Source organism: Actinomadura pelletieri DSM 43383, from assembly GCF_003634705.1.
GTDB classification, from domain to species: Bacteria; Actinomycetota; Actinomycetes; order Streptosporangiales; family Streptosporangiaceae; genus Spirillospora; species Spirillospora pelletieri.
Genome location: NZ_RBWU01000002.1, coordinates 839,609 through 863,495, shown reverse-complemented (window position 1 = coordinate 863,495; position 23,887 = coordinate 839,609). Strand labels below are relative to the sequence as shown.

Sequence of the window (23,887 nt, the reverse complement as noted above, 5' to 3'; positions counted from 1 at the left end):
GGAGAGGATGTGTGTCATGGGTGTGCAGGACGACCGCAGGACCGTTCACAGTGGGCTGATACATCCGAGCCATCACCAGTACTGGCTGGGCGACCAGGTCGAGCCGAACGTCGACACGCTGTACGACAACAACGATCCGGGCGCCGACCCCTTGGTCGCCATCGACGACAGCGGTCGCATGGCCTGCATCCACACCGGAATGTACGGGTTCGACCTGCCGGTGACCGTCGAGAGCTGGTCGCGTCGTCCCGAACCGGACCTGGACTTATGGGAGGAGGTCATCGAGTTCAGCCTGCGGCTCGGGGAGGGCGCGTCCGTCGAGTCCATGCTGTCCGACGGCCACCTCGGCCTCGACCTGCCAGGGGCGACCGGCGACTACCGGATACGCCTGCATGCCAAAGGTCGCAGAGAAGCGGCAGTACTGGAACACCTCTCGCTCGACGAGGGTGACGAGCCGGTGGAGATGCACATGATGCAGATCTGGGCGGAGCCCTCGACGCCGGTGCGCTGGCTCAAGGAACTCCCCCGGTCGGTGGAGGAACTCGACCCCTCGTTGCCGCGAACCGACTTCTACGTGGAGACCTCCACCGGTCGGTACTGGCTCAGCGACTACACCACGGGCCGGCACGCCGCCGCCGTGACCGGCAAGGGCAACGGCGTCATCCTGTCCGAACCCCCGGGACACATGGCGGCGATCTTCACCGCGCGGGACGACGCCATCATCGAGGTCGTGCTGGACATCCGCGGCAAGGAACCGGAACTCGACCTCGACGGCTGGGACGAGGTCGCCGAGGTGAGCATGGTGCTGACCGGGCCCGACGTCGGCTGCAACTTCGGCGAGGTCGACTCGTCCCCGCCCGGCTACGTCGACCTGCCCGCCGAGGAGGGGCAGTCCCGGACCTACCGGGTGCGGGTCTCGGTGAAGGGACGGCGTCGTCCTCACCGGCTCGCCGATCACCCCGGCGATCAGCGGTACGCCGAACGCCACCTGATCCAGATCTGGGCCGCGTCCGAAGGGCCGGAGAAGACCTGGAGGAATTGACGTCGCCCCGTCGCGGGGACGGCAGGATGGTTCGTCATGAGGTCCGATGAGCGGCGGTGGCGGGACGAGCGGACGATTCTGAACGCGTCCCGGGGACCACTCGGCGAGGCGGCCAGCCGCCTGTATCCGGATGTTCCGCGGGTCGCGGAGACGGCCTTGTTGTGCCGCGCGGAGTGGATCCCGGCCGCGCCCGTGCCGTTGGAGGACGTCCGTCTGGAGTGGGACGACCGTCCCGCATCGACCGTCGTCGCCGAACCCGCGGAAGGGCTCCCGGACGGCTACCGCACCTACGCGGAGGCCATGGGCGTGCTCGCGCCACCGAAGGTGTTCGAGGACCGGCCGAGTTACCGGCTGCTCGACGCCCGGCCGCCCGTGCTCCGGCTCGGACCGGCCCGGTACTTCGACGGCGTGAACGTAAGCGAGTCCGTGGCGCACGAGTTCGCGGGCGGCGGCGACGCGCTGCGGCGGCGGGTCGGCGATCCGTGCGACCTGACCCGCCGGGCGGCGCTCACGGCGATCACGACCGTGACCGTCACGGTGTCCGGGTCGTACGTTCTGCACTGGCGCGACCCGGCGAAGGTCGCGCACGCCGGTGGGCTGCATCAGGTCATGCCGGTCGGGGTCTTCCAGCCGCTGGACGGCGAACGTCCCGACATGTGGGCGTGCATGGTCCGCGAGTACGCGGAAGAGCTGCTCGGCATGGGCGAGAACTACGGCGAAGGGTTCGTTCAGGAGAAGTGGTCGTTCCACCGGGCGTTGACATCCGCCCGCGAACAGGGGCGGCTGCGGGCGTACTTCCTGGGGCTCGGGGTGGATCCGCTCACGTTCGCGCTCGACCTGCTCACGGTCGTCGTCATCGAGGACGAGACGTTCCAGAAATTCTTCGGGGGGCTTGTCGCGGTCAACGACGAGGGCGCGGTGTCGATGGCGCCGTTCGACGGGACGGTGCCACCACCCATGCAACCGGCCGGGGCCGCCGCGTTGACGCTGGCCTGGCGGCACCGGGACGCGCTCGGGATCACTCCCGGCTGAGGTCCTTCAGCTCGTCCAGGGCGTCCACCAGGTGGTCGACGAGTTCGGACGGGTCGGGAACGAGGTCGCGGCAGGCGACGATGCCGACGTTGACCTTGCCGTCGTAGGAGAAGACCGTGATGTTGAGGCCGCCGGTGATGTCGGTGATGACGGAGATCGGATAGTAGGCGAGCACCCGCGCCCCGCACAGGTACAGCGGGAACTGCGGGCCCGGCACGTTCGAGATGATCAGGTTGATCGGGCGCAGCGACATCGTCGGCGCGGCCTGGAGCGCGAGGCGGGTGAGCGGCGCGGCGAGCGGGGCGGGCGCCAGGGCGCTGATCTCCCGCACCCAGCTTCCCGACGAACCGGTGAACCGGCGTTTGGCCGCGTCCATGTCGCGGCGGACGGCGAGGTAGCGTTCCGCCGGGTCGGGGACGTCGGTGGCCAGCGGCGTCATCATCACGGAGACCTGGTTCCCGGTGTCGGAACGGGCGGCACCGCGCCGGAGCGACACCGGAACGGCCGCGACGAGCGGACGCCCCGGCAGGTCGCCGTGCTTGTCGAGCCATTTGCGCAGGGCCGTCGCGCACAGCGCCATCACGACGTCGTTGACGCTGCCGCCGAGCGCCCGCCTGATCTCCTTGATGGTGTCCAGGGGCAGTTCGCCGCAGGCGACGGCGCGGCGGCGTCCGATGGGCAGGTTGAACGGCGTCGGCGGGGCGATCATGGACGGCGCGGGCGGCAGGGCCCGGCGGCCGAGGGCACCCTGCACCACGGACGACACCAGCCGGGCGCCCGGGAACGCCGCCATCCCGGGGATCTCGTCGAGGTACGGGACGGCGCGCGCCACCGACACGGCCGTGCGGACGGGATGCAGCGCGGCCCTCCACAAACCCGTGCGGACCATCCGGGCCGGGTCGGGCGCGCGCGCCGGTTCGGTGTCGTCGGCGGGCAGGTCGCGGGGTTCGGGTGACAGGTCCAGGAGGGCGGCGAGCGCCTCGGCGGCCAGAACGCCGTCGACGGCCGCGTGGTGGACCTTCGCGTAGACCGCGGTCAGACCGCCCGCGAGGCCCTGAATGATGAACATCTCCCAGAGGGGACGGGACCGGTCCAGGGGCTGTTCGTGGAGCATGGCGACGACGTCGGCGAGCTGCCGGTCGTCGCCGGGGGCGGGCAGACCGATCTCGAAGATGTGCCGTTCGGGGTCGAAGTCGGGATCGTCCTCCCAGTAGGGGTGGTCGAGGTTCAGCGGAACCTGGACGAGACGCCGCCGCAGTGGACGGGCCGCGAGGTGCGCGCGGTCGCGGACGAGTGCGGCGACGAGCGGCACGGTGAGCCGCCCTCCGGGGCACGCGGACGCGTCGAGGACGCCCAGCCCGGCGATGTGGGCGTGGGTGGTATCGGTCTCGGCGTTGAGAAAGGTGGCGTCCACGGTGGTCAGCTGGCTCATGCTCTCTTCCGTCCGGTGGTCCTGCGTGCCTGTCTTCAGGTGTTATGCGCTCAGGACGGCGCAGGTCAACGCGTCCCGCCAGGAAGTAACCCGGACTTAACGGGACGTTTCGTGCATTTAATCTGGAAGCTTTCCGGCGGCCTGGAAGAGATTTGGCTTCTTCCGGCCCCATGTGCTTCGAAAGCTTCAGAAGGCCCGCACAAGCGGGCGTTCTCGGGACGAGCCCGTGATCATCACACTAGGGTTGTGCCCCATGACGGGCCGACCACTCTCCGAGATCGTCGAAGCCGGATGGGCGACCGCGCTGGCACCGGTCGCCGGAACGATCGCCGCCGCCGGAGACTGGCTGCGCGCCGAGGTCGCCGCCGGACGCCGCTACCTGCCCGCCGGGCCGCACATCCTGCGGGCCTTCACCCAGCCGTTCGACGACGTCCGCGTCCTCATCATGGGCCAGGACCCGTACCCGACGCCCGGCCACCCGGTCGGCCTCAGCTTCTCCGTCGCCCCGAACGTCCGGCCGCTGCCCGGCAGCCTCATCAACATCTTCCGCGAGTACTGCGACGACCTCGGCCACCCCGAACCGTCCAACGGCGACCTCACCCCATGGACGGAGCAGGGCGTCTGCCTGCTCAACAGGTCGCTGACCGTCATGCCCGGCAAGCCCGGCTCGCACCGCAACAAGGGCTGGGAAGAGGTCACCGAGCAGGCCATCCGGGCGCTCGCCGCCCGCGGTCGCCCGCTCGTCGCGATCCTGTGGGGCCGCGACGCCCGCAACCTCAAGCCGCTGCTCGGCGGCGTGCCGTGCATCGAGTCGGCGCATCCGAGCCCGATGTCGGCCGACCGCGGCTTCTTCGGCTCACGCCCCTTCAGCCGCGCCAACCAGCTTCTCGAACAGCAGGGCGCCGCCCCCGTCGACTGGAAACTGCCGTAAATCACTGCAGGCACGGCTCGTTGCGTGACCGTTCCTGGTGCGAACGCGCATCGCTTCGCGATGCGGCCGGGTTCGCTTGCCTTTGGCTTCGCTGTGCCGGGCGGGTCACGCGTTCGCGTGGGGGCTGAGGTCAGGGCGGAAAGGCCCTAGCCGACCTCGTCGTCGGGGAGGCGGTGCAGGAGCGTCGCGAACTCGCCGGAGGGGGCCGCGGTCGCCGACAGCGGCGTCAGACGGCGCGCGCCATGGCTCCAGTAGACGCCGGGCGCGCAGGGGTCGTCGGCGTCGGCGTGCATCTCCCGGACGACGTCCGCGAAGACCGGCAGCACCTCCCGGACCGCCGACGAGGTGATCGGGTAGAGCAGCAGCGTGCTGTGACACGGAACGCCGACCAGCGCGCCGTGCTGGTTCGGCCACGGCAGGAACTGGTCGACCTCGCTGAGCAGCGCCGACACGTAGCGGCTGCCGGGCTTGGTGACGACCCGGACATTGCGCCCCGGAAGGAGCGGCTGGTCGCGGACGGCGACATCGGCCAGTTCGCGGTCGTGGGTGTTCGTCATCACATAGCCGAGCTTGTGGAGGCCGAGCAGACCGGCGCGCGCCTTGGTGAGCGGGCCGCCGTAACGGGGATGCTCGATCATCACCATCGCGTCGAAATGGTCCCCGGCGGGAACGACCACCAGGCCCTCCCGGTCGCGCGGCGCGAGCTTCGGCACGATGCGCAGCCGCAACAGCTCCCGGACGTCACCGAACAGCTCCATCTCCCCGACGGCGAGGAACGCGCGGTCACCGACCTCGCGGACCCACTCGTCCACCACCCGCGGCCATGCCGAGCGCGGCTCCCGGGCGCAGCGCTCCAGCACCGTCCAACTGGAGGCCCTCGCCTCCGACCTGCCGACCGGCAACACCACCTCGGAGGTGCCGGAGTCGAACCAGGCGGTGGGGGCCAGGGCGGGAAGCACATCGCGGATGAGCGCGTGCACGTCCGCCGCCGCGTCCAACGGTTCCATCAGTCGCTCATCCCCTTTCACCCTCTAGAGCGATCTTGGTGCCTCGGCGGCTCACGTCACAACCCCACCTTCTCAGAGATGCGGCCCGTTGTGGGAGGCATCGCCAACCCCCGGCCGGACCTCGCTGATCATGGACGCCTCAAGTACCGTGCTCACATGCCCGAAATCGTGTACCCGCCGGTGATCAAGACGGCCCAAGGCGTGTTCAAGGCTCTGAACCTCAAGATTCGTCTGGAGGGGGCCGAGCGGATTCCCCGCACCGGCGGCGCGGTTCTCGTCAGCAACCACATCAGCTACCTCGACTTCATCTTCGCGGGCCTCGCCGCGCACCCGTCCGGGCGGCTGGTGCGATTCATGGCGAAGAAGGAGATCTTCGACAGCCGGATCGGCGGGCCGCTGATGCGCGGGATGCGGCACATCCCCGTCGACCGGGACGCGGGCGCTTCCTCGTACGCGGCGTCGCTACGGGCGTTGAAGGCCGGGGAGATCGTCGGGGTGTTCGCGGAGGCGACCATCAGCCGCTCGTTCACCGTGAAGGAGATCAAGAACGGCGCGGTGCGGATGGCGGTGGGCGGCAAGGTCCCGCTGATCCCGGTCACGCTCTGGGGGCCGCAGCGGCTGTGGACCAAGGGCCACAAGCGCAGGCTCCTGCAACGCAACGTGCCGGTGACGATCCTCGTCGGCGAACCCATGTACCCCAAGCGCGGCGACGACTACGACCAGGCCACCCGTGACCTGCACGCGCAGTTGTCGACGCTGCTGGAGAAGGCGCAGCGCGAGTATCCCGACGTGCCCAAGCCGGGCGAGACATGGTGGCAGCCCGCCTACCTGGGCGGCTCGGCGCCCACTCCCGAGGAGGCCGAGAAGCTCGACCTGGAGGAGGCCGAGGCGCGCAGGGCCGCCCGCGAGAACGGCTCCTGACCGGCGGAACACGGGCGTTCCCGGGCTAATTCGATGGACTTCGGTCACCATCGGGGCTGATCATTCTCGGTATGACCACGTCGCAGGAGGTTTTGCATCTCATAGAGTCCCAGCGGAACGTCACCGACCCCGGGCCGGACTCGACACTGCCCGTGATCTTCAATCTCAGCGACAGGAACTCCCCCGCCGACGTGATGGACGTGCTGTCGCTGCGTCCGTTCGCGTCCGGTGAGCAGCCGTGGTCACGTTCGACGCGGCTGGAGTACGTCAAGGCGGAAGCGCCCCTGCGCCCCGACGACGCCCGCGTCGTGCGGGTCGCGCACGAGAAGAACAAGGAATCCGTGCTCGCGGAGGGCGACGGGTACACGCTGCTCTCCAACCGGTGGAAGAACGGCATCGCGTACGTCGCCGTGTCCGCCGTGTCGGACGAGCTGGCCGAGAGCGTCCTCGAAACGTCGGTGAAGGACGCGACCGACCCGCCGAAGGCGGACGAGACCAGCGTCGAGATGGGCTTCTGGCACATGGGGACGCACGGGCCCACCCGCAGCGAACGCACGATCGCCGCCGACGCGTGGACCGACATCCGGCGCAACTACACCGCACCGGTCGCCGAGGCCCTCGACAAGGTGATGGGCCTCACCGGCGAGGACGTGTCGGGACGGCTGCTGCTCCTGCACGGCCCGCCCGGTACCGGGAAGACGACCGCGCTGCGCGCCCTCGCCCGCGCCTGGAAGGACTGGTGCCAGGCCGACTGCGTCCTCGACCCGGAGGCGCTGTTCGGCACGCCCAGCTACCTGATGGAGGTCGCGGTCGGCGACGACGAGGCCGAGAACCGCCGCTGGCGGCTGCTGATCCTGGAGGACTGCGACGAACTGATCCGCGGTGAGGCCAAGCAGTCGACGGGCCAGGGCCTGTCACGGCTGCTGAACCTCACCGACGGGATGCTCGGGCAGGGCCGGGACGTGCTGGTCGCCATCACCACCAACGAGGACCTCGCCATGCTGCACCCGGCGGTGGTGCGTCCCGGCCGCTGCCTCGCGCAGATCGAGGTGGGACCGCTCACCCGGACGGAGGCGGTGTCCTGGCTGGACGACGCGGACGCGGCGCCCGGCGAGATCGGCGCGGACGGCGCGACGTTGGCCGAGCTGGCCGCCCTGCGCAGGGGCGAAGAACGGCCCGAGGACATGGCGGGCCCGGCCACGGCGACCGGCTTCTACCTCTAGCCCGCCGCCAGCCCGCCCAGCTCGGTCAGCGGCGCGTTACGGTTGGGCACAAGGACCTCCGGGGCGTGGTGTGGCTGTGTGGTAGCTCCACACCACGCCGGGAGGTCCTTCCTATAGTAAGATCATCCACCCGTGTCGCCGTCACCGACGTCCATGGGCGGTACAGCTAGCCCGCCGCCTTGGTGAGGGCCTGGTCGATGTCGGACCACAGGTCGTCCGGGTGTTCCAGCCCGACCGACAGGCGGACCGTTCCCTCGGTGATCCCGGCGGCGGCGAGGGACGCGGCGTCCATCATGCGGTGGGACGTGCTCGCCGGATGCATCACGAGGGTCGAGACGTTCCCGAGCGACGGGCCGAGCGCGATGAGCCGCAGGGCCTCGGAGAACGTCCGGCCCGCGTCCCGCCCGCCGGTCAACTCGAACGCGAGGACGCCGCCGCACCCGTCCGGCAGCAGGCGCCGCGCCACCTCGTGCTGCGGATGGTCGGGCAGCCCGGGGTAGTGGACGCGGGTGACGGACGGGTGCGCGGCGAGGCGGCGGGCGATGTCCAGGGCGGACTCGCTCTGCCGCGCCACGCGCAGCGGCATCGTGGCCAGACCCCGCACGGTCAGCCACGCGGCGAACGGGTCGGCGACGGCGCCCAGTTCGGCGGAGTGGCTCCAGACGCGCCTGTGCACGTCCGCGTCGGCGAACACGGCGACGCCCCCGATGACGTCGCCGTGTCCGCTGAGGTACTTCGTCGTCGAGTGGACGACGATGTCGACACCGTGCTCGATCGGTGTGCAGAGCAGTGGGGAGAAGGTGTTGTCGACAACGGTCAGCACGTCCGTCCCGCGAACGGCCTCGGTCAACGCGGGCAGGTCCGTCACGTGCGTGGTGGGGTTGGCGACCGTCTCCAGGTAGAGGAGACGGGTGGTGGGACGGAGCGCGTCCCGCACCTCGGCCGGGTCGTCGCCGGGAATGTAGGTGACGTCCACGCCCCACCGTTCGGCGAGATCCTGGAACAGCGCGAACGTGCCGCCGTACAGGGCGGACTGCGCGATGACGTGGTCACCGGAACGCAGCAGCCCCATCAGGACGGTGCTGATGGCGCCCATCCCGGAGGCGGTGGCGAGCGCCCCGGCCCCGCCTTCGAGTTCGGTGACGGCCCGTTCGAGCGAACGGACGGTCGGGTTGCCCATGCGGGCGTAGAAGAACGTGTCCACCGGACCGTTGAAGGCGGCGGCGAGGTCGTCGGCGGCGTCGAAGGAGAAGAGGTGACCCTGGTAGAGCGGCACGCCCATCGGGGTGCTGCCGACCGGTTCGGTCACGGGCGGGTGGACGGCTCTGGTCTGTGGATGGCGCATGACTCCAGCCTGCTGCGCGAACCACGGCGTTGAAACGGCCAATTGCGACCAGTGGCCCGGACCACGCCCCCTGTCGATCGCGGCGCCGGACCACCGGCCCGGCCGGGGCGCCGCCGCCCTGTTGCCCGGTACGGTTCCCGAACGCCGACCCACCCACCCCGCGAGGGTGAGCCGGCGACCGGGTCGCCCGGACGAGTGACGGGTGGCGTCCCTCGGCCGGAGACACCAGCATCGCGCGCCGGGACGGGCCCGCACCATCCGTGAGATCACCGGCAAAACGCGCGTGCGCGCGGGGATCCGTGAAAACACGTACTACGGGTCGGCTACGGGGTGGCTCGGGCGAACAGGCGCCGGTACACGTGCCGCAGACCGTGGAGATCACTGACAGGCTCGGCGAACGGCAGCCGCAGATCGAACGAGCCGGGCGTCTCCGACTTCGGTGCGCGGCAACGTACCCACAGTCCGTACCGGTCAAGCGCCAACGGCCGGACCAGGCCGGACGGCGCTGACTCGGGCAGCGCGGAGTCAGGCAGCGCGCACTCAGGCAGCACCGCGTCGGGCAGCAGTTTCGTCAGCTCGTCGCGGTGGCAGCCGTCCAGGTGCGTGAGGATGCCGGACTCGACGGCGACGAACGGGTCGGGTGCGGCGGCCGCGTACTCCTCGGGTTCGAGGGTGGCGCTCCCCCAGGAGTCGTCGATCTCGACCTGCGCGACCTCCAGGGCGAGGATCGTCCATTCCCGCCGACCGTTCCGCTCCGGGGAGTCGTCGCGGACCTCGGCGAGGTCGAGCAGCTCGGGACGCGGGTGAGCGTGCGAGATGCGGATCGCGGCGGCCCGCAGCTCCTCGTCCGGGATCTCGCTGAGCCAGCCGTGCAGCCAGGCCCGGCCACGGACCCGGTCGGCCAGCGTGACCGGCGCGACATCGGAGATCCGCAGCGTGGCGGGCATGTCGGGCTCCGCCTCCGAGGTGGCGGCGCGGAGCGCGGTGGCGATCGGCGACCCGGTCTGGACGAGGAGCAGCGGCCTGCCGTCGCGGTCGGTCGTGTGCGCCGGGACGGGCGCGTACGGGACGCCCGGGGCGACCAGGACGCCGTCCGCGATGCCGAAGGCGAGGGTCCGCGCCCGTTCCGCGGCCGTGGGGCCCTCCACCGTGATCTCCGTTCCCCGCACCGTGACCTCCTTGACCGAGAAGCATAGGTTAGGCTTGCCTAACTTAGGTCAACCTAACTCCCAAGGAGCGTGATGAACAACCCTCGTCCCAAAGTGCGGATCTCGCGGGCCCTCGGCATCCCGCTGACGCCGAAGGCCGTGAAGTACTTCGAGGCCCGCCCCTACCCGCCGGGCGTCCACGGCCGGGCCCGCAAGCAGGAGTCCGACTACAAGGTGCGGCTGCGCGAGAAGCAGCGGCTCCGCGCGCAGTACAACATCCGCGAGGCGCAGCTGCGCAACGCGTTCGCCAAGGCCGCCAGGGCGGGCGGGAAGACCGGCGAGGCGCTCATCATCGACCTCGAGCGCCGTCTGGACGCCCTCGTCCTGCGCGCCGGGTTCGCCCGCACGATCTACCAGGCGCGCCAGTTCGTCGTGCACCGGCACGTCCTGGTGAACGGGCGGCGCGTCGACCGTCCGTCCTTCCGGGTGCGTCCCGGCGACGTCATCACCATCGCCGCCCGCAGCCGGTCCATGGACGCCTTCCAGATCGCGGCCGCGGGTGGCCACGCCGAGACCGTCCCGGCCTATCTCGACGTCCGCCACGACGCCCTCGCCGCCCAGTTGACCAGGCTTCCCGAGCGCCGGGAGATCCCCGTCATCTGCGACGAGCAGCTCGTCGTCGAGCACTACTCGCGGTAGTTCAGTGGAGGGCGCCCAGCTCCTTGCGGGCCGTGATGTGCAGGGTCCGCAGGGCGTCCACCAGAACGCGTCGCTGGTCGTCGGCCAGCGGCCCGGCGAAATGCTCGCGCAGGGTCTCGGCGTGGACGCGCAACGCCTCCTCCAGCTTCGCGTGTCCGGCCGCGGTCAGCTCCACCAGCTGGCGACGGCGGTCGCCGGGCGCCGGTTCGCGGCGGACGAGCCCCGCCCCCTCCATCCGGTCGATGATCCGCGTCATGCCGCCGCTGGTCAGGATCAGCTCACCGGCCAGATCGCCCATCGCGAGCGGGCGTTCGCGGGCCCGCGACAGCCGCAGCAGCACCTCGAAGACCGCGTGCCGGATGCCGCAGCGGCGCTCCAGTTCCCGGCCCGCGATCCGCTCCAGCGCCGACGACGCGCCGAGCAGCGCGCCGAACTCGTGGACCAGCTCGTCGGGCACGGTCCGGTCGGTCTGGCGTTCGCCCTGCTCAGTCACGGTTGTCATGATGCCCCGCATTCGTCCCGCGTCCCGTCCATCCGCACAACGCGCGATGCCCCGCGTACCTTCCGCACCCGATGAACCGTCCTTTCCTGGTCTTGCGTACCGGCTCGTAGACGACGCGTCGACGATGCATGGACGGCACCCGGGTGATAAGGCACTCTTCTCCTATGCCACAGAGTCACGGCACGCGCAGACGTCCCAACCCCACCCCGCGACACGGCCGTTCCGGACGCGGCCGATCGGGGCGGCGCGGGCGTGACGCGAAGCAGGTACCCCCGCCGCGGCGCTCCCCCGAGGCGCACGACCCGTTCGACCTGGGTGAGCCGGACGTCCGGCCGCCGAAGAAGCGGCGGCTGCGGCGCCTGCTGACCAGCAACGTCACCATCATGATCGTGGCGATCGCCGCGATCGGCGCGGCGGTCGTGCTGGTGGACATCAGCCGTTTCGTCGACGAGGGCGACACCAGGCCGCCGAAGGCGGCCGAGGGTGACCTGTCGACCAACGAGATGCTCACCAGGCTCACGGCGAAGACGGACATGGACCCGATCGTGGCGGACGTGATCGCCGCCGCCAAGCAACGCGCCTACGAAAAGCACAAGCGCGAGATGGACGAGCTGCGGAAGCGGGCCGAGAAGGAGGCCAAGGCCCGCGCGGAGCTGAAGGAGCGGCAGGAACGCGAGCGGCTCGCCAAGTCCAACCCGTCCGCCAAGCAGAACAAGGAATACGGGAAGAAGATGAACGCCCTCAAGGGGTGGGGGAACTGCTGGAGCTCGCTGCTGACGCTGTGGAACCACGAGAGCGGCTGGAACGAGCGCGCCGAGAACCCGTCCAGTGGCGCCTACGGCATCCCGCAGGCCCTTCCCGGCACGAAGATGGCGAGCGCCGGGGCCGACTGGCGCACCAGCTCCCCCACGCAGATCGCCTGGGGGCTCGGCTACATCAAGGCCCGGTACAAGACCCCGTGCGGCGCATGGGCGTTCTGGCAGTCGCACAACTGGTACTGACGGGTACGTACGAACTTCATTAATTTCGCCCTGGTTTCCTGTCCTTTTTCGGCGTTGCGTTTGATCATGACGTGCACTGAAGTGCGACACTGCTGCACATGACCCTGGGGACGATCGTGCTGACGGGAGCCGCGGGCCGGATCGGCACCGCGCTCCGGGGACCACTACGCGACGAGGCCGAGCGCCTCGTCCTCGTCGACGTCGCGCCGGTGAGCGCCGAGGCGCCGAACGAGGTCGTCCATCGGACGGACCTGACCGACCTGGCGGGCGCGGCGCGCGCCGTGGAGGGCGCGGACGCCGTCGTCCACCTGGCCGGGGTGCCCGACGAGGCGTCGTTCCCCGACCTGGTCCAGGGCAACATCCTCGGCACGCAGCGCGTCCTGGAGGCGGCGCGGCTGGCGGGCGTCCCGCGCGTCGTGCTGGCCAGCAGCAACCGGCTCACCGGCCACTACCCGTCGACCGAAACCCTGTCGTCCGAGATGCCGCCGCGACCGGACGGCCTGTACGGGGTCAGCAAGGTCGCCGTCGAGGCGCTCGGCCGCCTCTACGCCGACAAGTTCGGCATGGACGTCGTGTGCCTGCGCATCGGCAGCTTCGTGGACCGCCCCTCGGAGCCGAGGCACCTGTCCACCTGGCTCAGCCCCCGCGACTGCGCCGGGTTCGTCCGCGCGGCGCTGACCGTCCCGTCCCCCGGCTTCCTCGCCGCCTACGCCGTGTCCGCGAACCCGCGGCGGTTCTGGGAACTGGACGAACGACTCGGCTATGCCCCCCGGGACAACGCAGCAACTTATGACATTCCGGACACATTTGTGGGCGAGGGCGTACCCCAGGGCGGCTACTTCGCGTCCGCCGAATACACGCTCCGGCATCTGGACGAGTCGGACACGAACCACGGGTGATGTTTCAGTGGTGTTTTTGGTCACATGGAAGGGCACGGACCGTTATCCTGACCTGAGGATTACCGGCTCCTGACGGAAAGTCGAAGGGATTCATGCCAACGTCGACCTGGTTCCGCCTCAACGTCGCCAAGCGTGAGCGGGTGCTCGAGGTCGCGATGCGCGAGTTCGGCGAGAACGGGTATTCGACGGGCAGTCTGAACACCATCGCGCGCGAGGCGGGCATCGCCAAGGGCTCCCTCTTCCAGTACTTCAGCGACAAGCTGGAGTTCTACGCGTTCGTCTGCGACGAGGCGTCCCGCCGCGTCCGCGAGGAGATGGAACGCCGCATGGAGCGGATCGACTTCGACCAGCCCTTCGACGAATGGCTGGTCGACGCCATCTGCGACTGGACCGAGTACATGGCCGACCACCCGCTGGAACGCGGGGTCACCGCCGCGACGAACTTCGAACTCGACAACAGCGTCCGGTCCGTCGTCCGCGACACGGCGAACCAGCACTACCTGCAGGTCATCCATCCGCTGCTCCAGGTCTGGCAGGCCCGGGGCGACATCCGCGAGGACGCCGACCTGGAGGTCCTCGCCACCTGGTTGATGACCCTCCTGCCGTTCCTGGCCCTCGCTCCCTACTACGACGGCCTCGATCCGATCCACGGGCTGCGCGGCCGCACCCCGGCCGAACAGCGTCCGGTGATCCGCCAGCTCATCGCCGGTTTCCGGCCCATCTTCGCTCCCGACAAGTAGCCCCTGCCGAACGGCGTCCCATCAACGGTCGAGGACGTACTCCTTCGGCCTGGCCCTGCGGACGGTGGCCCAGAACTCGAACGACGGGCCGGGCCACACCGTGCGGTTGACGCCCTGGTCGTCCAGGTACCAACTGTCGCAGCCGCCCGCGTTCCACACCGCGCGGCGCAGCCGCCGCTGCAGGCGGTCGTTGTAGCGGCGGGACACCTCCGGTCGCGGCTCGATGGTGTCGGCGCCGCGGTCCCGCAGCAGTCGCAGACAGCTCATGACATGCCGGATCTGCACCTCGATCATGAACACGACGGACGTGTGCCCGAGGCCGGTGTTCGGGCCGAGCAACATGAAGAAGTTCGGCAGGCCCGGAATGGTCGTGCCGCGGTGCGCCTCGATGCCGTTCGCCCAGATCTCCTGGAGTTTGACGCCGCCGCGTCCGGTGACCCGCAGGTCGGTGAGGGTCTTGGTCACCTTGAAGCCGGTGCCGTAGATGACGCAGTCGACCTCGTGTTCGCGTCCGTCCACGGTGACGATGGAGTTCTCGCGGACCTCCGCGATGCCGGACGTCTCCAGTTCCACGTGCGGACGGGTGAGCGCCGGATAGTAGTCGCTGGACAGCAGGATCCGCTTGCAGCCGATCCCGTAGTCGGGCGTCAGCTTGGCGCGCAGTTCCGGGTCGGCGACCTGTTTCTCGAGGTGCCGCCGCGCCAGCCGTTCCTGCGACCCGAACAGGCGCGGGTCGACGGTGAAGCCGATGCCGCGGGCCTCCAACGCCCAGTAGACGCCGGCGCGGAACGCCCGAGCGGTGCCCGGTACCAACCTGAACGTCCGGCGGAGCCGTTCGGAAATGGGGCCGTCGGGTCTCGGCTGGACCCAGGGCGGCGTCCGCTGGAACACGACGACGTCGCCCGCCTGCTTCACCACCCGCGGGACGAACTGGACCGCGGACGCGCCCGTCCCGATGACGGCGACCCGCTTGCCGGTGAGGTCGTAGGAATGGTCCCACTCGGCGGAGTGGAAAGCCTTGCCCCGGAACCGTTCGGCGCCCGGCAGTTCGGGCACGGACGGGACGTGCAGCGCGCCGATACCCGACACGACGGCCTTCGGGGTGAGGGTCGTCCCGTCCGCGAGCATCACCTTCCAGTGTCGGGCCGCGTCGTCCCACTCCATGGCGTCGACGGCCGCGCCGAAACGGATGTGCCCCCGCACGCGGTACTTGTCGGCGGTGCGCTCCATGTAGGCGCGGATCTCGGGCTGCGACGCGAACACCCGCGTCCACCCCGGGTTCAGCTCGAACGAGAAGGAGTACAGGTGCGAGGGCACGTCGCAGGCGCAGCCGGGATAGGTGTTGTCGTACCACGTCCCGCCGAGGGCGTGGCTCTTCTCCAGGATCACGAAGTCGTGGAACCCCGCCTGCTTCAGCCGGATCGCCATGCCGAGGCCGGCGAAACCCGAACCGATGATGACGATCGCCGGAGCGCGCTCGGTCATGACCCGTCCTCTCGCGATACCTACCCGGAGTAGGTTAATCGCCGACCGCCACCACGACCTTTGTACGGTGGTTACCGCTCATCCGACGCCTGGGAGGTCCATATGCCCCTTGCGCACTTCGACGGGGCGCTCGCCGTCGTCACCGGAGCCGGCAGCGGCATCGGCCGGGCCACCGCCCTGGCGCTCGCCGGGCACGGCGCGACCGTCGTCGCCGCCGACATCGACCTGGACGCGGCCGAACGGACCGCCACGCTCGCCAAGTCGGTCGGCGCCGGAGGCGTCGCCTACCAGGTGGACGTGTCGGACGCCGCCGCCATGGAGGAGTTCGCGGCCGAGGTGAAGGAGTCGCGCCGGGTCCCCGACATCCTGGTCAACAACGCGGGCATCGCGGTCTCCGGGTCGTTCCTCGACACCGGGCTGGACGAGTGGAACAGCGTCGTCGGCGTCAACCTGTGGGGCGTCGTGCACGGCTGCCGCCTGTTCGGCCGCCAGATGTACGACCGGGTGCACGCACTGCCCAACAAGCCCGACGCCCCCAACTTCGGCGGACACATCGTCAACATCGCGTCCGCCGCCGCGTACGCCCCGACCCGCACGCTGCCCGCCTACTGCACGACGAAGGCCGCCGTGCTCATGCTGAGCGAGTGCCTGCGCGCCGAACTCGCGGCATCCCGTATCGGCGTCACCGCCGTCTGCCCCGGCTTCGTCAGCACCGACATCGCGAAGAACGGGCTCTACGCCGTGCGCGACGAGTCGATCCGTGAGCTGCTCCGCGAGCGCGGCCGGCGAGCCCTCAAGATGCGCAACTACCCGCCGGAGAGGGTCGCCGAACGCATCGTGCACGCCATCGTGAAGAACAGGCCGGTGGTTCCCGTCAACTTCGAGGGGCATCTCCTGCACACCCTGTCGCGGGTGTCTCCGGCATCTCTGCGCCTCCTGGCGAAGTTGCCCGCTCCCCGCGTCTGATCGCGGGAACGTCGGGCCGCGAAAAGCGACCACCGGGCCATTTTGTTTGACTCCAAATACTGGCCGAAAACGGTGTGAGAAATGCCATCTGCATTGGCACATGCAACGGAAACCACTAGGGCCGCGGAGCGGGGTCCACTCCGCGGCCCGTCGACGAGTACGGCTTACTGACCTGGGCTCATCTCACCCAGGACACTCCTACCGATTGTACGGTCACGTCGTCGACCTCCTCCTCCCCGGGCGTCACGCGCGCCGATCACCTGGCATGGTCCGGGAGCATAATCGACGCGCTCCCTCCCCTTTAGCGACCACCTTAGAAGCTGTTGACAGGGAATATGCCATGATCGGCCGATTCAGGTCAGAAATCATTTAGCGCGGCGAGCACTTCTCGGGCGATGGCCGTGACCGTGGCGAGACTCGACTCCGCCCGGCTCTCCCGCGCCTCTTCGTCGGGGGCGTGTTCGCCGTAGCTGACCGTGACGACCGTGTTGCCGGTCCGGGCGGTGAGCTGCCCGACCACGGCCGGTTCCGTCTCGTCCGCCTTGAACCAGCGGTACGCCTCGTTCCCGACGCCCGGCTGGCGCTCCAGGGTGATCGTCCGGACGGCCGGGGCGTCGTTGGCCTCCGCCCACCGCGCGTCGTAGGAGCCCTCGGCGTCCCGTACCGGCGTCACGGTGTTCCCGGGCGCGTACAGGTGCGCCTCCACGCGCAGCCACGGGAACTCCGCTCCCGCCGAGGAGTACGTGCACGTGGTCAGCGTCGAGTTCGCGTTCTGCGACCGTCTCGCCCCCGGGACGACCCGGTCGACGGTGCCCTGCGACACCGTCCCGCAGGGCGGCGGAAGCGCCCGCGCCACCCGCGGACCCGCGGGCGCCGCCCGGTCTCGCCCACCCGACCCCGGCATGGCCGCCCTGGCCGGTTCCGACCGTGCGGCCGCGTCGCCCTCCCCCGGCCCGGGTACCACCAGGTAGGTCAGGACGGCCGCGGCGGCGAGCACGACACCACCCGCGGACCACGTGAACCTCCGCGAACGGTACGGGCCGCGCTCGGGAGACGGCGGCTCCGGCGGAGAATACAGCCGATGGAACGGTTCAACCGGACGCTCTGGTCCCACGCCTCGCACCTCACTCCCGTCTTGGTTCCCCGGCTCAAGGTAGGTCAGGCCCCCGACCACTGACCAGTGTTGACTGTCGGTTCCCGTGGACACAATGAAGGGATGCTGATAGCGGACCTCACCCGGACATCGGCCGCGGTGGCCGCCACCTCGGGCCGAAAGGCCAAGGTCACGGCCCTGGCCGAGTGCCTGCGCGCGGCCGAGCCCGGCGAGGCGGCGATCGTGGTCGCCTACCTGTCCGGCGAACTGCCGCAGCGGCAGATCGGCGTCGGGTACGCCGCGCTGCGGGACGTCCCCGCACCCGCCCCGGCTCCCACCCTCACCGTCCCGGAGGTCGACGCGGCGTTCACCGAGATCGGCGCGGTGTCCGGAGCGGGGTCGGTCGCCCGGCGGCGCGAACTCCTCGCGGCACTGCTCGGTCGCGCCACCCGTCCCGAACAGGACTTCCTGGTCAGGTTGCTGACGGGTGAGCTGCGGCAGGGCGCGCTGGACGGCGTGATGGCGGAGGCGATCGCGGCGGCGGCCGGGGTGCCGTCCGCCGAGGTGCGGCGGGCGGTGATGCTGCGGGGGTCGCTCGGGCCCGTCGCCACGGCGGCGCTCGGCACCGGCGTCGAGGGGCTGCGCGCGTTCACGCTGGAGGTCGGGCGCCCGATCAAACCGATGCTCGCGGCGTCCGCGCCGTCCCTCGACGACGCCTTCGGGAAGCTGAAGGCGGACGCGGCCGTGGAATGGAAGCTCGACGGCATCCGCGCGCAACTGCACGTGTCCGGCGGTGAGACACGGGTGTTCACCCGGACGCTGGACGAGATCACCCCACGGCTGCCCGAGGTCGTGGCGGCGGTGGCGGAACTGCCCGTCCGCGACGCCGTGTTCGACGGCGAACTGATCGCGCTACGCCCGGACGGACGCCCCCACCCGTTCCAGGTGACGGCGGCCCGCACCGCGACCCGAACCTCCAAGGCCACCGAGCCGGTGCCGCTCGCGGTCTTCCTGTTCGACGTGCTTCATCTCGACGGCGACGACCTGCTCGACGCCCCCGGCGCGGACCGGAACGCGGCGCTCGCCCGGGTCGTCCCGGAGAACCTGCGAACGCCCCGGGTCGTCACCGATGACCCGGCACGGGCGAAGGAGGTCTTCGACGAGGCCGTCGCGCGCGGCCACGAAGGCGTGGTGGTGAAGTCCCTCGACACGCCCTACACCGCCGGACGGCGCGGCGCGGGCTGGATCAAGGTGAAACCCCGGCACACCCTCGACCTCGTCGTCCTCGCCGTCGAGTGGGGACACGGACGGCGCCAGGGCCTGCTGTCCAACCTGCACCTCGGCGCCCGCGACCCCGAAACCGGCGGGTTCGTCATGCTCGGCAAGACGTTCAAGGGCCTGACCGACGAACTCCTGTCCTGGCAGACGAAGCGGCTCCGCGAACTGGCCGTGCGCGAGGACGACTGGACCGTCTACGTCCGCCCCGAACTGGTCGTCGAGATCGCCTTCGACGGCGTCCAACACAGCCCCCGCTACCCGGGCGGCATCGCACTCCGCTTCGCCCGCGTCCTCCGCTACCGCCCCGACAAGACCGCCACCGAGGCCGACACGATCGACACGGTCCGAGCCGTCGCCCCCGTCCTGGACTAACGCACTCGACCACGTCCACTCGACGGCGCCTCTACCTCCGACGCGACGCCCACGGGCCCGCCGCCGGAACGCCGCCGCGCCCGCAACCGCGGCTCGACCATCCCACGCCCACGCGATGTGCCACCGCGAAGATCGCGCGTCTCCGTCCGGCGTTCCGCCACGCCCCCGCCCCGGACAAGCAGTAAGGGCTAGCGCACCCGGGCCCGCCGCCTACGACGCCGCCAACGCCCGCGGAACATGCCACCGCGACGACCCGCGTCTCCGTCCGGCGTTCCTCCACGCTCCACCACGGACAAGCAGTAAGGGCTAACGCACCCGAGGCCCGCCGCCGCGACGCCGCCAACGCCCGCGAAACATGCCACCGCGACGACCCGCGTCTCCGTCCGGCGTTCCTCCACGCTCCACCACGGACAAGCAGTAAGGGCTAACGCACCCGAGGCCCGCCGCCGCGACGCCGCCAACGCCCGCGAAACATGCCACCGCGACGACCCGCGTCTCCGTCCGGCGTTCCTCCACGCTCCACCACGGACAAGCAGTAAGGGCTAACGCACCCGAGGCCCGCCGCCGCGACGCCGCCAACGCCCGCGAAACGTGCCACCGCGACGACCCGCGTCTCCGTCCGGCGTTCCTCCACGCTCCACCACGGACAAGCAGTAAGGGCTAGCGCACCCGGGCCCACCCCCTGCGACGCCGCCTGCGACGCCGCCAGCGCCCGCGAAACATGCCACCGCGTCGATCGTCGCCTTGGCTCAGGTTCCGGGCACGCGACCGTCCTGTCCAGCGGCAGGGGCTAGCGCACGCGGTCGCGTCTGTTCGGTGGGGGTTCCTCCTCCGTGGGGGTGTTGCGGGCGCGGCGTCGGGACGCGGCGCGTGTTCGTAGGCGTGACTCGGCCCTGTTGCGGCCGCGGGATGTGCCGCCGCGTCGGTCGTGGGTCTCGGCTCGGCGTTCCGCCCATGCGCCTGACCTGCGGCCGGCCGCCCTGCGGGCGCGGGCGGCGCGGGCGGCGGCCTTGCGTTCGGCGCGGGCGGCGGCTCGGCGTCCGGTCGTGCGTGCGCCGCGCAGGCGGCGGCGGGCGCGTTCGGCGGCCTCGTTGCGGCGCTGCAACAGCTCCGGCGGGATCAGGTCGTGGCGTCCCGCGATGAACTCCTGCACCCAGATCTTGCCGCGGATGAGGGGGCGCCGGTACTGCTTCTCCCGCCGGACGGCCCGCTGGTACCGGCGCGACTCCTGGTCGTAGCGCCAACGGGACCAGGGCGAGGCGGGTCGCGCCACCCGGACGGCGCCGACGATCAGCAGCGCGGGCAGGAACAGCCCGATGAGCCCGGTCCAGATCTTGCCCTTCAGCAGTGTGATCACGGCGAAGAGCAGGTTGACGATGAGGAACGCGGCGTAGAGGCCGCTGAGGTCGCCGCCACCTGGGTCGATGCCGACGCTCTCGTAGCCGAACGGGCGGACGCCGAGCAGCAGCAGTCCGGTCACGGCGATGGCGACGAAGACGGCGTCGACGGACGCGCGGCCCTTCTCCGTCCAGTAGACGTCGCTGAGATGCAGGATCAGCGCGAACTCGTCCAGCACCAGCGCGGAGCCCATGCCGAACACGACGGCCGCGACCAGATCCAGCCGGACGTGGCCGTCCGGCACGGCGAGGCTCGCGACGCCTCCCGCCAGCATCAGCACGACCCCGAACACGACATGGTGGATGTGGACGTCACCGGCGGTCACGTTCCGGATCCAGCGCACGTCGGAGCGGATCAACCGCACGTTGACCCGCGTCAACACGAACGTGATGATGAACGCGACGAAGAAACCGAACAGTGGTAGCCGCCCGGTCGCCACGATGCGTTCGTCGAACATCTCGATCATCTGCCCCCCGCAGCCTCCATCATGCCCGGCGACATGCACGGATATCGTGGGACTCCAACACCGGACACCGCGGAACTGTGACATTTCAGGGGGAAGACCGCTGTGAGCCGCACCGTGGATCGCACCGACCTCGGGTATCGCGCCTGGGTGTCGGAGGCGATCCGGCGTGTCGACGCCGACGCCAACCGTAGCGCCGACACGCACCTGCACGTGTTCCCGCTGCCGCCCGACTGGGGCATCGACCTGTATCTGAAGGACGAGTCCGTCCACCCGACGGGGTCGTTGAAGCACCGGCTGGCGCGGTCGCTGTTCCTGTACGGGCTCGCGAACGGCTGGATCCGCCAGGACACGACGATCATCGAGGCGTCCAGCGGGTCGACGGCGGTGTCGGAGGCGTACTTCGCGCGGCTGCTCGGGCTGCGGTTCGTCGCGGTGATGCCCGCGTCCACCAGTCCGGAGAAGATCCAGCTGATCGAGTTCTACGGCGGACGCTGCCATCTGGTGCGCGACCCGTCCTCGATCTACGACGAGTCGCGGCGGCTCGCGGCCGAGTGCGGCGGCCACTTCATGGACCAGTTCACCTACGCCGAGCGGGCCACGGACTGGCGCGGCAACAACAACATCGCCGAGTCGATTTTCGATCAGCTGCGGTTGGAGCGGTTTCCCGAGCCGTCGTGGATCGTGGTCGGGGCCGGGACGGGGGGAACGTCCGCGACGATCGGCCGGTACGTCCGGTACCGGCGGTTCCAGACGCGGCTGGCGGTCGTCGACCCGGAGGGTTCGGCGTTCCACGGCTCGTTCGCCGACGGCGACCCGGAGCGGACGGCGGCGGGCTCCCGGATCGAGGGCATCGGGCGTCCACGGGTCGAGCCGTCGTTCCTGCCGACGGTGATCGACCGGATGATCCAGGTGCCGGACGCGGCGTCCGTCGCGGCGATGCGCTGGACGGCCGAGGTCAGCGGGCGCGATGTCGGCGGCTCGACCGGCACGAACATGTGGGGCGCGGCGGAGCTGATCGCCGGGATGCTGGCGCGCGGGGAACACGGCAGCGTCGTCACGCTGATCTGCGACGGCGGCGACCGGTACACCGGCACGTACGGGTCGAACACGTGGCTGGCGGAGCAGGGCCTTGACATCGCGCCGTACCGGGCCGCGCTGGACGCCTTCCTGAAGACCGGTGAGCTGCCCGGCGCGGCTATCCCGTGACGCGGACCGGGTTGAACAGGTCGGCGTAGATCAGCAGCCCGCCCATGACGATGAGGACGGCCGCCATCACGTAGGTCACCGGGAGGGCCTTGGCGACGTCCACATATCCCGGATCCGGCCTGCGGAAGATCTTGGCGAACAGCTTCTTGATCGCCTCCAGGATCGCGCCGGCGATGTGACCGCCGTCCAGCGGCAGCAGCGGCACCAGGTTGAACAGCCCGACCGCGAGGTTCAGCGACCCGAGCAGCATCACGAAGTAGGAGACCTTCTGGGTCGCGGTGTAGTCCTCGTCGGCGGCGACCTCGCCGCCGATGCGGCTGACGCCGACGACGCCGATCGGGCCGTTCGGGTCGCGTTCCTCGCCGCCGAACGCCGCGTTCCACACCCCGACCATCTTCTGCGGCATCCGCACCAGCGCCCCGGCGGTGCGGGCCGTCAGGTCGCCCATCGTGCTCGCGACCGCGCCCGGCCCCTCCCGCTCGATCGCGCTGGCGGGGGTGATGCCGAGGAACCCGACGTTGACGATCTTGTCTTCGTCCTCCAGATCGCGGAGCTGGTTACGGGTGATCGGGACGGTCAGCGTCAGGTCCTTGCCGTCCCGCCGGACGGTCATCGGCACGCTCCGCCCGCCGGAGTCGCGGATCAGGTTCTGCAGATCCCGATAGTCGTCGATCTTCGTGCCGCCGAACGTCACGATCCGGTCGCCGGGCTGGAGGCCGACCTGCTTGGCGGGGGTCGGCGGCGCGTTCGCCGGGCAGGCCCGCAGGTCGGCCTGGCTCGCCGGGACGATGCACTGCGCGACCTGGTCGATCACCGGCTGCGGCTGGTTGGTGCCGATGCCCATCAGCAGGATCGCGAAGAACAGCACCGCCAGGACCAGGTTCATCGCGGGCCCGCCGATCATGATCAGCATCTTCTGCCACCATTTCTTGGCGTAGAAGACGCGATCCTCGTCGCCGGGCCTGACCTCCTCCAGCGCGGCGCCGCGCGCCGACTCGATGAGGCCCTGCCAGGGGCCGGTGCTGGCCCGCCGGATCTGCCCGGGTGCGTCGCCCTTGCGGGGCGGCAGCATCCCGATCATGCGGATATAGCCGCCGAGCGGGATCCACTTGATGCCGTACTCGGTCTCACCGCGCCGCCAGGACTTCATCGTCGGCCCGAAACCCACCATGAACTGGGTCGTGCGGACCTTGAAGAGTTTGGCGAAGGAGAAATGCCCGAGTTCGTGCAGCGCGATGGACACCAGCAGGCCGAAGAACAGGATCAAAGCTCCAGCCAGGTAGGCCATCCGCCGCGTCCCTCCGCTCGCGCGCCACCCCGCCCGCGAGGTGATCTCCAACAATCACAACAGGGTACGTCAACCGCCCGCGTTCGGTTGAAATCCCACCGGGGCCCGTGGCTGGTCGCGGAACGGGGCCGCTGCTAGCCTGGCCGGGCCGACGACCCCACGTGGGAGAGTCCCTCGCAGCCGGTGAGGGACGCCGAAGGAGCAACTCCTCCCCGGAACCTCTCAGGCCAACGGACCGCGCGGGCGAGGCGACCTCTGGAAAGCGGGGACGCGACGTCCCCCGCCGAAGGTGAAAGCCCGCCGGACGGACGGGTGAAACTCTCAGGCGCCGATGACAGAGGGGGAGGCACCGACACGCCCGGTGCGCGAGTGGGACGATGGACCACATGCGCCCGTGACGAAGGAGCCGAACC

At 70.4% G+C, this 23,887-nt stretch carries 21 protein-coding genes and 2 riboswitches; of the genes, 12 read left to right on the top strand and 9 right to left on the bottom strand.

All coding sequences use genetic code 11. The annotated features are described in order from the left end of the window. Positions 1 to 16 precede the first annotated feature (16 nt). Entirely contained in the window at positions 17 to 1,042 is a 1,026-nt protein-coding gene (locus BZB76_RS10790; RefSeq protein WP_121434126.1) for a hypothetical protein, read from the top strand. 36 nt (positions 1,043 to 1,078) lie between these two features. After that, positions 1,079 to 2,074, top strand: a complete 996-nt coding sequence (locus tag BZB76_RS10785) for a transcriptional regulator (protein WP_121434125.1) — start codon at positions 1,079 to 1,081, stop codon at positions 2,072 to 2,074. On the opposite strand, the gene BZB76_RS10780 is transcribed toward BZB76_RS10785, so the two are convergent. Then, positions 2,061 to 3,506: a WS/DGAT/MGAT family O-acyltransferase gene (locus BZB76_RS10780; protein ID WP_121434124.1), complete on the bottom strand. Its 1,446-nt coding sequence runs from the start codon at positions 3,504 to 3,506 to the stop codon at positions 2,061 to 2,063. The genes BZB76_RS10785 and BZB76_RS10780 overlap by 14 nt on opposite strands. A 253-nt stretch (positions 3,507 to 3,759) precedes the next feature. Between BZB76_RS10780 and BZB76_RS10775 the strand changes: the two genes are divergently transcribed. After that, on the top strand, positions 3,760 to 4,437 hold the full coding sequence (locus BZB76_RS10775) for a uracil-DNA glycosylase (RefSeq protein WP_121434123.1): 678 nt from the start codon (positions 3,760 to 3,762) through the stop codon (positions 4,435 to 4,437). A 146-nt stretch (positions 4,438 to 4,583) separates the two neighbouring features. On the opposite strand, the gene BZB76_RS10770 is transcribed toward BZB76_RS10775, so the two are convergent. Continuing rightward, the gene (locus BZB76_RS10770; RefSeq protein ID WP_121434122.1) at positions 4,584 to 5,444 is read right to left on the bottom strand and encodes a hypothetical protein; all 861 of its coding nucleotides are present in this window, start codon (positions 5,442 to 5,444) and stop codon (positions 4,584 to 4,586) included. A 156-nt stretch (positions 5,445 to 5,600) separates the two neighbouring features. On the opposite strand from BZB76_RS10770, the gene BZB76_RS10765 reads away from it, so the two are divergent. Further along, positions 5,601 to 6,365 (top strand): lysophospholipid acyltransferase family protein, encoded by a 765-nt coding sequence (locus BZB76_RS10765; protein ID WP_121434121.1) that lies wholly within the window; start codon positions 5,601 to 5,603, stop codon positions 6,363 to 6,365. Between the two features lie 71 nt (positions 6,366 to 6,436). Next, positions 6,437 to 7,588, top strand: coding sequence for a DUF5925 domain-containing protein (locus tag BZB76_RS10760; RefSeq protein WP_121434120.1), 1,152 nt, complete (start codon positions 6,437 to 6,439; stop codon positions 7,586 to 7,588). Between the two features lie 166 nt (positions 7,589 to 7,754). Here the strand turns inward: BZB76_RS10760 and BZB76_RS10755 are convergent, their stop codons facing one another. Together BZB76_RS10755 and BZB76_RS10750 are read right to left on the bottom strand one after the other, a co-directional pair. Next, complete coding sequence (locus BZB76_RS10755) at positions 7,755 to 8,933, bottom strand: trans-sulfuration enzyme family protein (protein ID WP_121434119.1); 1,179 nt, start codon at positions 8,931 to 8,933, stop codon at positions 7,755 to 7,757. A 323-nt stretch (positions 8,934 to 9,256) separates the two neighbouring features. Then, complete coding sequence (locus tag BZB76_RS10750; RefSeq protein WP_121434118.1) at positions 9,257 to 10,102, bottom strand: DUF2470 domain-containing protein; 846 nt, start codon at positions 10,100 to 10,102, stop codon at positions 9,257 to 9,259. A gap of 72 nt (positions 10,103 to 10,174) precedes the next feature. Between BZB76_RS10750 and rpsD the strand changes: the two genes are divergently transcribed. After that, a complete protein-coding gene (rpsD, locus tag BZB76_RS10745) occupies positions 10,175 to 10,780 on the top strand; it encodes a 30S ribosomal protein S4 (RefSeq protein ID WP_121434117.1) in 606 nt (201 codons plus the stop codon). A gap of 1 nt (position 10,781) precedes the next feature. On the opposite strand, the gene BZB76_RS10740 is transcribed toward rpsD, so the two are convergent. Next, complete coding sequence (locus BZB76_RS10740) at positions 10,782 to 11,273, bottom strand: MarR family winged helix-turn-helix transcriptional regulator (RefSeq protein ID WP_246006870.1); 492 nt, start codon at positions 11,271 to 11,273, stop codon at positions 10,782 to 10,784. A 173-nt stretch (positions 11,274 to 11,446) separates the two neighbouring features. Between BZB76_RS10740 and BZB76_RS10735 the strand changes: the two genes are divergently transcribed. The 3 genes from BZB76_RS10735 (at position 11,447) to BZB76_RS10725 (ending at position 13,922) form a co-directional block, all read left to right on the top strand. Further along, positions 11,447 to 12,283, top strand: a complete 837-nt coding sequence (locus tag BZB76_RS10735) for an aggregation-promoting factor C-terminal-like domain-containing protein (protein ID WP_121434116.1) — start codon at positions 11,447 to 11,449, stop codon at positions 12,281 to 12,283. A gap of 98 nt (positions 12,284 to 12,381) precedes the next feature. After that, the gene (locus tag BZB76_RS10730) at positions 12,382 to 13,182 is read left to right on the top strand and encodes an NAD-dependent epimerase/dehydratase family protein (RefSeq protein WP_121434115.1); all 801 of its coding nucleotides are present in this window, start codon (positions 12,382 to 12,384) and stop codon (positions 13,180 to 13,182) included. A gap of 92 nt (positions 13,183 to 13,274) precedes the next feature. After that, positions 13,275 to 13,922: a TetR/AcrR family transcriptional regulator gene (locus BZB76_RS10725; protein ID WP_121434114.1), complete on the top strand. Its 648-nt coding sequence runs from the start codon at positions 13,275 to 13,277 to the stop codon at positions 13,920 to 13,922. A 21-nt stretch (positions 13,923 to 13,943) separates the two neighbouring features. Here BZB76_RS10725 and BZB76_RS10720 read toward each other — a convergent pair whose 3' ends face one another. After that, a complete protein-coding gene (locus BZB76_RS10720) occupies positions 13,944 to 15,407 on the bottom strand; it encodes a flavin-containing monooxygenase (protein WP_121434113.1) in 1,464 nt (487 codons plus the stop codon). 102 nt (positions 15,408 to 15,509) lie between these two features. Between BZB76_RS10720 and BZB76_RS10715 the strand changes: the two genes are divergently transcribed. Beyond that, positions 15,510 to 16,373 carry an SDR family NAD(P)-dependent oxidoreductase gene (locus BZB76_RS10715; RefSeq protein WP_121434112.1) on the top strand — a complete coding sequence of 288 codons (864 nt, stop codon included), beginning with the start codon at positions 15,510 to 15,512 and terminating at the stop codon, positions 16,371 to 16,373. 358 nt (positions 16,374 to 16,731) lie between these two features. On the opposite strand, the gene BZB76_RS10710 is transcribed toward BZB76_RS10715, so the two are convergent. Continuing rightward, complete coding sequence (locus BZB76_RS10710; RefSeq protein WP_121434111.1) at positions 16,732 to 17,370, bottom strand: hypothetical protein; 639 nt, start codon at positions 17,368 to 17,370, stop codon at positions 16,732 to 16,734. 219 nt (positions 17,371 to 17,589) lie between these two features. Here BZB76_RS10710 and BZB76_RS10705 point away from each other — a divergent pair, with 219 nt between their 5' ends. Continuing rightward, entirely contained in the window at positions 17,590 to 19,116 is a 1,527-nt protein-coding gene (locus BZB76_RS10705) for an ATP-dependent DNA ligase (protein WP_121434110.1), read from the top strand. A 790-nt stretch (positions 19,117 to 19,906) separates the two neighbouring features. Here BZB76_RS10705 and BZB76_RS10700 read toward each other — a convergent pair. Beyond that, a complete protein-coding gene (locus BZB76_RS10700) occupies positions 19,907 to 20,980 on the bottom strand; it encodes a hypothetical protein (protein ID WP_211342936.1) in 1,074 nt (357 codons plus the stop codon). A gap of 102 nt (positions 20,981 to 21,082) precedes the next feature. Here BZB76_RS10700 and cds1 point away from each other — a divergent pair, with 102 nt between their 5' ends. Beyond that, positions 21,083 to 22,186, top strand: coding sequence for an L-cysteine desulfhydrase Cds1 (gene cds1 / locus BZB76_RS10695; RefSeq protein ID WP_281273863.1), 1,104 nt, complete (start codon positions 21,083 to 21,085; stop codon positions 22,184 to 22,186). Here cds1 and BZB76_RS10690 read toward each other — a convergent pair. Continuing rightward, on the bottom strand, positions 22,176 to 23,528 hold the full coding sequence (locus BZB76_RS10690) for a M50 family metallopeptidase (RefSeq protein ID WP_337959745.1): 1,353 nt from the start codon (positions 23,526 to 23,528) through the stop codon (positions 22,176 to 22,178). The two genes, cds1 and BZB76_RS10690, sit on opposite strands and share 11 nt — an antisense overlap. A 98-nt stretch (positions 23,529 to 23,626) precedes the next feature. Then, a riboswitch (glycine riboswitch) is annotated at positions 23,627 to 23,722 on the top strand. 4 nt (positions 23,723 to 23,726) lie between these two features. After that, positions 23,727 to 23,815: riboswitch (glycine riboswitch) on the top strand. Positions 23,816 to 23,887 lie beyond the last annotated feature (72 nt).